Source organism: Priestia sp. BR_2 (assembly GCF_041954005.1).
GTDB classification, from domain to species: Bacteria; Bacillota; Bacilli; order Paenibacillales; family Paenibacillaceae; genus Paenibacillus_AQ; species Paenibacillus_AQ lautus_A.
The window spans coordinates 1-745 of the sequence record NZ_JAVFHM010000048.1 but is presented as its reverse complement, the minus strand read 5'-3'; the positions used below and the strand labels follow the sequence as shown (position 1 = coordinate 745).

The following is a 745-nucleotide window of genomic DNA, read 5'->3' as shown; positions in this document are numbered from 1 at the left end:
TGATACACTAGAGTCAAATCAAAGAAAGAGGAGGAAATAATTATGAAAAAAGTATTAGTCGGTATGGCATTAGCGTTTACATTAGTAGCAGGTGTTGCTTCAGTTGGAACAAGCGTAGCAACAGGAGATTTTTCAACATTAGGTCTTCCTAGCCAACATTAATAAAAAAAAGCCGTGCTAGGAAGCACGGCTTTTTTTTATTGTGTTTTGCTTGACTGATCTTTGTTGCGTTTGTTTCCTTTTGAATTATCCCCGCTTGAAATTTCTTCACCCATTTCTACAAGATGGTGCTGGGTTTTTGGATTACTTTGATTAGCGCTTCCTTTGTTATTCTTTTTAGTCATCTTCATTCTCCTTTAAAACGATGGCAATGCATCGAGATTATTTGTTTTATCATGGTCAGGAATACTGCGAATATACGTACCGCCGTCTTTCCCTACAAAGGTACTCACATGCTCAACGTCCCCGGCTTCTACTTTCTTTAACGCTTCTTCATAGGTTAAAACGTCTCCTGAAGCCGTTTGGAATTCTAAGAGGTCACCGTCTGCATTTTTACGTACAGCAACGAAACGTTCTTTCATACAAATAAACACCTTCCTTTACATCTATATGGTTGCTGAAATAGTCGTTTTTATTCATTGCAAAAAGTGATAAGGTAAAGAAAAGAGTGCAAAGGGGATAAAAAATGACAACATTTAATTGGCATGATCAAGCCCAAGACGAATGGAATCGAAAAGTATCATTT

2 protein-coding genes are annotated in these 745 nt (G+C 37.3%); both read right to left on the bottom strand.

What is annotated here, in order from left to right; translation table 11 throughout:
- Nucleotides 1-197: 197 nt before the first annotated feature.
- A complete protein-coding gene (locus RB298_RS00535) occupies nucleotides 198-344 on the bottom strand; it encodes a hypothetical protein (RefSeq protein WP_013056671.1) in 147 nt (48 codons plus the stop codon).
- 12 nt (nucleotides 345-356) lie between these two features.
- Nucleotides 357-581 carry a DUF3892 domain-containing protein gene (locus RB298_RS00530; protein WP_013056672.1) on the bottom strand — a complete coding sequence of 75 codons (225 nt, stop codon included), beginning with the start codon at nucleotides 579-581 and terminating at the stop codon, nucleotides 357-359.
- Between the last annotated feature and the right edge of the window lie 164 nt (nucleotides 582-745).